General features: G+C 63.8%; 9 protein-coding genes and 1 pseudogene. 6 read left to right on the top strand and 4 right to left on the bottom strand.

From position 1 onward, the window contains the following. Nucleotides 1–78: 78 nt before the first annotated feature. The 5 genes and pseudogenes from ABJ196_RS07230 to ABJ196_RS07210 all read left to right on the top strand — a co-directional run. Nucleotides 79–258, top strand: a pseudogene (locus ABJ196_RS07230) (helix-hairpin-helix domain-containing protein); the annotation flags it as partial. Further along, nucleotides 255–1,631 carry a ComEC/Rec2 family competence protein gene (locus tag ABJ196_RS07225; protein WP_347305839.1) on the top strand — a complete coding sequence of 459 codons (1,377 nt, stop codon included), beginning with the start codon at nucleotides 255–257 and terminating at the stop codon, nucleotides 1,629–1,631. The pseudogene ABJ196_RS07230 and the gene ABJ196_RS07225, both read left to right, overlap by 4 nt. Nucleotide 1,632: 1 nt before the next feature. Beyond that, nucleotides 1,633–2,571 (top strand): DNA polymerase III subunit delta, encoded by a 939-nt coding sequence (gene holA, locus ABJ196_RS07220; protein ID WP_347305838.1) that lies wholly within the window; start codon nucleotides 1,633–1,635, stop codon nucleotides 2,569–2,571. 35 nt (nucleotides 2,572–2,606) lie between these two features. Next, nucleotides 2,607–2,969 carry an ankyrin repeat domain-containing protein gene (locus ABJ196_RS07215; RefSeq protein WP_257036298.1) on the top strand — a complete coding sequence of 121 codons (363 nt, stop codon included), beginning with the start codon at nucleotides 2,607–2,609 and terminating at the stop codon, nucleotides 2,967–2,969. Beyond that, the gene (locus ABJ196_RS07210; protein ID WP_347305837.1) at nucleotides 2,966–3,610 is read left to right on the top strand and encodes a LysE family translocator; all 645 of its coding nucleotides are present in this window, start codon (nucleotides 2,966–2,968) and stop codon (nucleotides 3,608–3,610) included. The genes ABJ196_RS07215 and ABJ196_RS07210 overlap by 4 nt, the downstream gene beginning before the upstream one ends. On the opposite strand, the gene ABJ196_RS07205 is transcribed toward ABJ196_RS07210, so the two are convergent. From ABJ196_RS07205 to ABJ196_RS07190, 4 genes are all read right to left on the bottom strand, one after another. Then, on the bottom strand, nucleotides 3,611–5,245 hold the full coding sequence (locus ABJ196_RS07205; protein ID WP_257071204.1) for a thiamine pyrophosphate-binding protein: 1,635 nt from the start codon (nucleotides 5,243–5,245) through the stop codon (nucleotides 3,611–3,613). A 59-nt stretch (nucleotides 5,246–5,304) separates the two neighbouring features. Next, on the bottom strand, nucleotides 5,305–6,126 hold the full coding sequence (locus tag ABJ196_RS07200; RefSeq protein ID WP_347305836.1) for a DNA adenine methylase: 822 nt from the start codon (nucleotides 6,124–6,126) through the stop codon (nucleotides 5,305–5,307). Between the two features lie 79 nt (nucleotides 6,127–6,205). Next, a complete protein-coding gene (gene rpsT / locus ABJ196_RS07195) occupies nucleotides 6,206–6,469 on the bottom strand; it encodes a 30S ribosomal protein S20 (protein WP_257036141.1) in 264 nt (87 codons plus the stop codon). Nucleotides 6,470–6,637: 168 nt separating this feature from the next. Continuing rightward, the gene (locus ABJ196_RS07190) at nucleotides 6,638–7,165 is read right to left on the bottom strand and encodes a type II toxin-antitoxin system PemK/MazF family toxin (protein ID WP_347305835.1); all 528 of its coding nucleotides are present in this window, start codon (nucleotides 7,163–7,165) and stop codon (nucleotides 6,638–6,640) included. Between the two features lie 18 nt (nucleotides 7,166–7,183). Here ABJ196_RS07190 and lepA point away from each other — a divergent pair, with 18 nt between their 5' ends. Continuing rightward, entirely contained in the window at nucleotides 7,184–9,031 is a 1,848-nt protein-coding gene (lepA, locus tag ABJ196_RS07185) for a translation elongation factor 4 (RefSeq protein WP_257036139.1), read from the top strand. Nucleotides 9,032–9,239 lie beyond the last annotated feature (208 nt).

The raw sequence follows: 9,239 nt of genomic DNA, 5'->3' as shown, positions 1-9,239 counted from the left end.
AGCCAAGGACCCCAATATCTTGTGCCACGCCCGAACCCCCGGCGAACTAATCAATGCACTCTAAAACCGGAAGAGCCTTTAAATTCCGCGACGGTGGAGCAGCTCATGACACTACAAGGCGTCGGCGAAGTGACGGCGCAGGCCATCGTGGATTATCGGGAGTCCATTGGGGGATTTAGCGATATTGCGCAGCTCGAGGAGGTCAGCGGCATCGGTCCGGCGAAGTTCGCGCAGATCTCGAAGCAGGTGTCGCTGTGAGGGAGCTGCGGCTGCTCCCCGCCTTCGCGATGGTGTGGGCAGTCCTCCTCTGGGGCCCGTGGGTTCTGCTCGCGGCGCCGCTTGCGTGGCGCTGGAGCCGCGGCCAGGTCGTCCTCATGGCGACGGCTGGCCTCGCGGCGGTGCTGCGCGACGTGCCCGCACCCGAGTCTTACGTGGGCACGGTCGTCTCCTCCGGGAAAGTCCTCGAGGTCGCACGGCCCGGCGCGGTGGACGCCCTCTTTAACGACGAGCGATTTCCGGATGGCACGCGCGTCGTCGTTGAGCACGGCGTCATCACGGCGCATGCGCCGCCCGAGGGCTGGTGGGCGTTCGCGGGGGCGGTGAAAGAACATTTCCGCGCGAAGGTCGCGGCACATACGGGGGCGGCGGGGCAGAATCTCATTCCGGCGATGGTCCTGGGGGACACCGAGCTGCAGTCGCACAGCGAGCTCTATGCGGACACCGGGTTGTCACATCTGAGTGCGGTGAGCGGGTCCAATATCTCGATTGTGACGACGACGGTCTTTGTCGCGGCGCGGCTGCTCGGCGCCGGTCCTAAGTTGCAGGTGGGGCTCGCGCTTTCGGCGATGGCGTTCTTCGTAGGGTTGGTGGGCCCGGAGCCGTCCGTGCTTCGCGCGAGTGTGACCGGTCTCGTCGGCTTGGCCGCCGTGGCGAACTCGGCGCGCATGCAGCCAGCGCACGCGCTGTGTTTAGGCGGGATCTTCTTGTTGCTCTACCGGCCAGACCTCGCGACGAACTTTGGATTCGCACTGTCCATGGCCGCGACTGCTGGGCTCATCGCGCTGTTCCCGGCGCTCTACCGAATGCTCGCCCCACTGCGGCTGCCGGACGTCGTGACGCGGGCGCTGGCCGTCGCGATGGCGGCGGATATCGCGACGCTGCCGTTGGTTGCGGCGATGACGGGGCGCGTCTCGCTCGTCTCGGTGCTGGCCAACGTGCTCGTCGCGCCGGCGGCGCCGCCGCTTACGGTCCTGGGACTAGCGAGCGTCGCGCTGCCGGGGCCTGTTCTCAACCTGGTGGAGCCGTTCGCGTGGTGGATTCATACGGTGGCCGTCACCCTTGATGGGCTGCCGCTGACCACCGTCGCCGCGGCGCCAGCGACCGTAGTGCTCGTCTATGGCTGGATCGTGGCCGGGCTTGCCTGGCGGCCCCGTGCGACGGTGGGGATTGTCGCGGTGGTGTTGGTGGCGGCATCGGTAGATTCGCGCACCGTGCTCACGGTGCCGACGGACGAAGATATCCCCGCGCACCCTGCGGCGGAGAAGATCGTCGTGCTCGAGAAGGGGCCGGCGCACGACTATCCGTCCGTGACGAAGGACGGGATTCCCGTCGAGTACCCTCACCGCCGCTAGAATGGCCGGTATGCCATCTCCCGTTCACCTCGTCATCGGCGACGATGAATTCCTTGCCGAGCGCGCCCGCCTGTCCATCCAGCATGGAGAAAAGAAGACCTTCAAGGCGAGCGAGATTACCGTGAGCGAATTGCTCGAGGCTACGAGCCCCTCGCTGTTCGCGGACGAGCGGACCATCATCATCACGGACGTGGAGAAGATCGGCGCGGAGCTGCAGAAGATCATTCTCAACGAATGCACGCAGCTCGCGCCCGGCATGACCATCATCGTCATGTACCACCTCGCCAAGAAGTCGGCGAAGAAGAAGATCCCGGAGTTCGCGAAGAAGCTCGCCAAGATCGCGGAGGTCCACGAGGCCTATGAGCTGTACACGAGCGACCTGGCGCCGTGGCTCACGCGGGAATTCCAGTCGCTGGGCGTGCGTCCTACCCCGGACGTCATCAAAGCAGTACTCGACGGCGTGGGCTCGGACCTGCGCAAGCTGGCCTCGGCGGCCTCGCAGCTCGTCGCGGATACGGACGGCAACGTGACGCTGGAGGCGGTGCGCGATTACTACTCGGGCATCGCAGAGGTCGCGAACTGGGACATTGCGGACGCGGCGGTCGCCGGCCAGGTGGGCACGGCGGTGGCGACGTGCCGCCGCGCGCTGCAGCTGGGCGCGGAGCCGATTCTCATTGCATTTGCGCTGTCTTCCAAAGTGACGGCGCTGGCGCGGCTCTATGACCAGCGTGGCGACCAGTTCACGTTGGCGAAGCAGACGGGGCTCAATCCCTTCGTGGTGAAGAACAGCATGCGTGTCGCGCGCGGCTGGAGCGGGGATAACATCTCAAAGGCCGTCATCATCGTGGAAGAACTCGCCGCGACGACAGTGGGCCAGGGCGGCGATCCCGACTACGAGGTGGAGGCGGCCGTCCGCAGGATTGCGGAGCTGGCGGGCTAGACTGATTCTCTGTGGAAAACAACACAGAAGAATCAATGGAAGAATTCGCCTCCAAGCTTTTTGATATGGCGCGCCACGGCGACCCCACGCTCATCGAGTATGTGAAGCAGGGCGTCAACGTTGACTTGGTCAATCAGGACGGCCAGTCCTTCCTCATGCTCGCGTCCTACAACGGACAGCTGGAGCTCACCCGCGCGCTGCTCGAGGCAGGTGCGAACCCGAATCTGCTCAACGACCGCGGGCAGTCGCCGTTGGCGGGCGTCATCTTTAAGAAGGAAGACGCGCTTATTGACCTGCTCGTTGAACACGGCGCGGACCCGTTGGCGGGCCAGCCAACAGCAGTGGATACGGCGCGCATGTTCGGTCGAGACGACCTCGTGGAGCGCTTCGCCCAGTGAGCCTGAGCGCGTACCTCACCGTTATCGTCGCCAACCTGCTCGGCGCGCTGTCACCGGGTCCGGACATCATCCTCATTCTGCGCACGGCGACGCGCTCGCGCCGCCACGCGGTGGCCGCGGCCTTCGGCATCCAGGTGGGCGTACTCATGTGGGTCTCGCTCACGGTGCTGGGTGCGGCGGCGCTGCTCACGGCGTTCCCGGAGATTCTCGACGCCGTGCAGATCGTGGGCGGCGGCTGGCTCATCTGGATGGGCCAGGGTTTGGTCCGCTCGGGCTGGGAGAACCGCACCTCGCCGCCAGTGGGTCTGGCGGAGGCCGCCGCCGCGCTGGGCACGGTGCGCCACTCGTTCGTGCAGGGGCTCACCACGAATCTGTCGAATCCGAAGATCGTGTTGTTCCTCGCCGCGCTGGTTGCACCGCTGTTGCCGGCGCATCCGAGCGTGGGCACATCCGTCGCCCTGATCCTGGGGCTGGCGTGGAGCTCGCTCGCACTCTTCTTGGTGCTGAGCTTCGTGGTGTCCACGCGGGCGGTGCGCCGCAAGATGCTCGTGGCAACACCCTTTATCGACTTGGGCGCCGGCCTCTTCTTCCTCGCGGCCGGCGCGGTGCTGGTCGTGCGTGGAGTGACTGCACTGGTTTAGCTATTTCGCGGCCAGTGCCTCCGCGACGCGCACGAGCTGCTTGGGATAGTCCTTCTTGCCCGTGCGCACCTCGAGGAAGACGAGGCCGGGGTGGGCCTTCGTCTTCTCGAAGGCGGCACCCAGCTCGTCGAGCGTTTCCGCCTTGAGCGTGAGGCCGAAGTCGCCTGCGCCGAAGAAATCGAGGGCCTTCGACCAATTCCACGCGGGGATGTCGTTGTAGTACTGGTCCTCGCCGTGAATGGCGCGCTCAACGGAGTAGCCATCGTTATTGACGAGCAGGATGACGGCGGGGATGCGCTCGCGGATGAGCTGGCCGATTTCCTGGATGGTGAGCTGCGCGGAGCCGTCGCCGATGAGCAAGACGGGGCGGCGGCGCGGCTCGGCGAGGGCGGCCCCCAGGGTGGCGGGCAGCGTGTAGCCGATGGAACCCCACATGGGCTGGCCGATAAAGACCGTGTCGCTGGGGAAGTGGTGGGCGGCCAGGCCAAAGAAGGAGGTGCCCTGCTCGGCGAGGACGAGGTTGCCGGGGGTAAGCGCCTCGGACAGTGCACACCAGAGCTGGGACTGGGTAAGTTGTGCAGAGTCTGCGACGGCCTCGGCCTCGGGCGCGCCGGTGGGCATGTACTCGGGTTTCAGGTCCGTGATGACTTTCTCGAGGATATCGATGGCGCGGTGCATGCTCAGCGGGGTGTAGGCATTCTTGCCGATGAACGCCGTGTCGCGGCGGACGTCGATCTGGTGGGACTGCTCGATCTTGGTGGTGAAGCCCGCCGTGATGTTGTCGGTGAAGTCCACGCCAAGGGTCACGAGCGCGGTGGCATCTTCGATGGTGTGGCGGCAAGACTCATAGGAGGCCGCGCCGGCGTAGATGCCTGCGAAGTTGGTCTCCTCCTCGTTGACGACGGTCTTGCCCCAGCTCAGCGTGGCGACGGGGACTTTGGTCTTCTCGAGGAAATCTGCGAGCCGGTCTTGAGCACCGAAGCGGTGCACGAGGACATCGGCAAGCACGGCAAGCGTGCGGCCGGGCAGGAAGGCGCGCAGGTCGCGCTCGAAGTCGCGGGCGGCGGCCTCTGAGTCGTGCTGTTCGATAAGGGGCAGGGGACCGGTGGGCGGCTCGGTGGGAGTCTCCGCGACGTCTGCGGCGAGGTGAATGACGCCGGGCTTGCGCTGGAAGAGGACTTGGACGATGAGGTTATCGATCTGCGCACGGGCAGTCATGGCGTTGAGGTCCTCCGCGATGCAGGAAATCTCGCGGTCGATGCGGTAGAACTTGCCGATGTCCCCGTCGCCAAGCGTGTGATGGATCTTGGCGCGGGAGGCCTGGAGCTCCTTGCGCGGGGCGCCGACGATGTGGATGACGGGCACGTGCTCGGCGAAGGAACCAGCGAGGGCATTCGTGGCGGAGAGCTCGCCCACGCCAAACGTGGTGAGGAACGCGCCGATCCCACGGAGACGGGCGTAGCCGTCTGCCGCGTAGCCGGCATTGAGTTCGTTGGAATTGCCAACCCAGCGGACCGTGGCGTGATCGACGACGTGATCCAAAAACTTGAGGTTGAAATCGCCTGGGACGCCAAAGAGCTCGGTTACTCCGACGCTGGACAGACGGTCAAGCAGATAGTCCCCGATGGTGTACATGGGTCTTTCTCCTTCGTGTCAGGTGAGTGCGGTACCTCACACTGTAGAAGAAAAGTGGTTCAAAAGTTACGTACGAGGACCTCGTCCACCTTGCCGCGTTTCGAGGCGACGGAATTGATGGCGCGGTTCGCGCCGACGGTCTCCACCGTGTAGTCAGCGTAGAGCTCCGCAATAAAGGGCGTAGCCGAGTTAGAGAGCAGGAACTTTGCGCCGTTGTAGTCGAGTTCGTCGCACGCGAGCTTCAGCGCGATCTGGTCCGCGTGGCTAAACCCGCCTGACTGGTACCCCGTGAAATTGCTCGTGGGGGTGACCGGATCGTAGGGCGGATCGAGGTAGACGAAGTCGCCCTCGCCTGCGCCCTTCAGGACTGCGTGGTAGTCGCCGTGGAGGAGCGTCACGTCATTGCCGCGGAGGTAGCGCGAGACCGCGCGCAGGGTCCTTTCGTCGCAGATGGCCGGGTTCTTATAGCGACCGAACGGCGCGTTGAACTGCCCGGCGTTGTTGACACGATAGAGCCCGTTGTAGCACGTCTTGTTGAGGTAGATGGTGCGGGCGGCGCGGGAGACACGCGAAAGCTCAGCAAAGCTTGAGGAGCGGTCGAGGCCACGTAGCTCGTAGAAGAAGTCCTCGTCGTTGGGGTAGGTCTTCAACAGCGCAATGAGCTCATCGACGTGGTCGCGCACGACCGTGTAGACGGTGATGAGCTCGCTGTTGAGATCCCCCGCGATGGCCTGCTGCGGCGCGAGGCTAAAGAGCACGGCGCCGCCGCCGAGGAAAGGCTCGCGGTAGCGCTCAAACTCCGGCACGACCGCGCGGATGGCGGGCAGCAGTTGGCGCTTGCCGCCGACCCATTTGAGGAGCGGCTTGAGGGAGGACGTCATGGAGAAAAATATACTAGACGAACGTATGTTCTAGGCTGTGGATAAAAAAGAAAGGCGGTTGCCCGCCTTTGCTTTTTAGTTACGCCATCTTGTTGAGGGCGGTGGCCATGCCCGACTTCTTGTTAGCGGCGTTGTTGCGGTGGAACACGCCCTTAGAGACGGACTTGTCCAGAGCGCGGGAAGCAACGCGGAGCTGCTTCTCGGCACCAGCCTTGTCGCCAGCCTCGACGAGAGCGCGGAACTTGCGGATCTCGGTGCGGACTGCGGAGCGGACTGCCTTGTTGCGCTGGCGAGCCTTCTCGTTGGTGATGATGCGCTTCTTCTTGGACTTGATGTTTGCCATTGAAATTACCTCTTGGGAATCGAAATGATTACTGTTAGCGACTTACCCCGCACGGACATGTCCTGATTTCTCTCGGCGCGAGTGTTCGAAGGGCGAACCCAAGGTCCTGCTCGTCCCGACTCGCGCGCCACGGTGCGTGGAAGCAACCTGGGTAGCTTAGCAGAGAACCTATCCCCAGTGGTAACGGGACCTGAGTCGGTTGGCAATCCGCTCGAAGCGACGCTCTGGGAAGAGCGCGCCTTGGCGGCGGACTTGCTCCTCCGCGATCTCGAGGACGCGGTCGAGGCGAATCCAGCACTGGCGGCCTTGCTCGTCCCACTCGCCCGAGCCGATCGCCAACCACGAGTCGTCCGTGGAATGATCCGGGTTGGGAGAGATGAGCAGCCCCAGAATGGTTGCGCGCGTTCTGCCTACGACGAGGACCGCGCGTTCTTGCGGGGGAGTCGACGGCGTCCACACCCACACGACCTCACCGGAGTCTGCCTGGCCGTCCATATCGGGGGCAAAGAAGATGGAACGCGCACGGGATTCGGTCGTCTCAATCCGAATCTTCGCGGCCTTGCGGATGGTCGCGCGGCGTCCGTGCAGGCCAATGCGGTCATTAATGCGACGCAGACCGGTGTCCAAGGGATGGGCCTCGCGAATGGACAATGCCCTTTTAATTCGCGTCCATCCGGTTGGGTTCGCGCTCGTCATGTCGACTATTCTAAACCCATGTCTAAAAACTTTGCGGCCACTACGTTTACGGATCCAGCCCGAATCCGAAACTTCTGCATTATCGCCCACATCGACCACGGCAAGTCGACGCTGGCTGACCGCATCCTGCAGCTGTCCAAGGTCGTAGAGGAGCGCGACATGCGCGACCAGTACCTGGACAACATGGATATTGAGCGCGAGCGCGGCATCACCATCAAGGCGCAGAACGTGCGCCTTCCCTGGATCCCCCGTTCGGGTCCCCTCGAGGGGGAAGAGATCGTCATGCAAATGATCGATACCCCCGGCCACGTGGACTTTACCTACGAAGTCTCCCGCGCCCTCGAGGCGTGTGAGGGTGCCATTTTGCTTGTCGATGCCGCCCAAGGCATCGAGGCTCAGACCCTCGCCAACCTCTACCTGGCGATGGAAAACGACTTGGAGATCATCCCTGTCCTCAACAAGATTGACCTCCCTGCAGCCGACCCCGAGAAGTACTCCCTGGAGATCGCCAACATCATTGGCTGCGAGCCAGAGGATGTCCTGCGCGTCTCGGGCAAGACGGGCGAGGGTGTTGAAGCATTGCTGGACAAGGTCGCCGAGCTCGTTCCCGCTCCGACTTCCGATTTCGGTCCGGACGCCCCCGCGCGCGCCATGATCTTCGACTCCATCTACGACACCTACCGTGGCGTCGTGACCTACATCCGTATGGTCGACGGCACGCTCAAGCCGCGCCAGAAGGTCACCATGATGTCCACGGGTGCCAACCACGAGCTGCTCGAGGTGGGCATCGTCTCGCCGACTATGCACAAGTGCGAGGGCCTCGGCCCTGGCGAGGTTGGCTACCTCATCACCGGCGTAAAGGACGTCCGCGAGACCAAGGTCGGCGATACCATCACCTGGGCCTCCGGCGGCGCCGAGGAACCCCTTGAGGGCTACGCCGACCCTAAGCCGATGGTCTACTCCGGCTTGTTCCCCATCTCCCAGGCCGACTTCCCGGACCTGCGCGACGCGCTGGAGAAGCTGCAGCTTAATGATGCCTCCTTGACCTACGAGCCCGAAACCTCCGTCGCCCTTGGCTTTGGTTTCCGTTGCGGCTTCCTGGGTCTGCTTCACATGGAAATCACCCGCGACCGCCTGGAGCGCGAGTTCGACTTGGACCTCATCTCCACCGCGCCGTCAGTGACCTACCGCGTGGTCGGGGAGGATGGCGCCGAGCAGATCATCCACAACCCGTCCGACTGGCCGGAAGGCAAGCTCCGCGAGGTCTACGAGCCGGTAGTGAAGACCACCATCATCGTGCCAGCGGACTTCGTGGGCCCGACCATGGAGCTGTGCCAGTCCAAGCGCGGCCAGATGGGCGGCATGGACTACCTGTCTGAGGACCGCGTCGAGCTGCGCTACACCATGCCGCTGGGTGAAATCATCTTTGACTTCTTCGACCAGCTCAAGTCCCGCACCAAGGGTTACGCCTCCCTCAACTACGAGGACGCTGGCGAGCAGCTCGCGGACCTCGTCAAGGTCGATGTCCTCCTCAACGGCGACCCTGTCGACGCCTTCTCCGCCATCGTCCACCGCGACTCCGCGCAGTGGTACGGCAACAAGATGACGAAGAAGCTCAAAGAGCTCATCCCACGCCAGCAGTTCGAGGTGCCGGTCCAGGCCTCTATCGGCTCCAAGATCATCGCGCGCGAGAATATCCGCGCGATGCGCAAGGACGTCCTGGCTAAGTGTTACGGCGGCGATATCTCGCGTAAGCGCAAGCTGCTCGAGAAGCAGAAGGCCGGTAAGAAGCGCATGAAGTCCCTCGGTTCGGTCTCCGTTCCGCAGGAAGCCTTCGTCGCAGCGCTGTCCACCGACGACGACTAAAACCGCGTCACCCCCAAGCCCGCCTCGTGGCGGGCTTTTCTTGTGTCCAGCTTTGGGTTTATGGCGCCTTGACGCCTCATTGGGGTGGTGAAGCGCCATAAAACCAAAGCTGGCGCAAGTCGGCCGGGCTTAGCTTTGGGTTTATGGCGTTTGGGGCCGTGGTGGCGGTGCCGAGGCGCTATAAACCCAAAGCTGGCGAGCGGCGGGG

This window comes from Corynebacterium sp. SA-MJD20WY100, assembly GCF_039822565.1.
Classification (GTDB): domain Bacteria; phylum Actinomycetota; class Actinomycetes; order Mycobacteriales; family Mycobacteriaceae; genus Corynebacterium; species Corynebacterium phoceense_A.
Note: the sequence above shows the minus strand (reverse complement) of the source record. Positions and strands in the feature narration are given on the sequence as shown.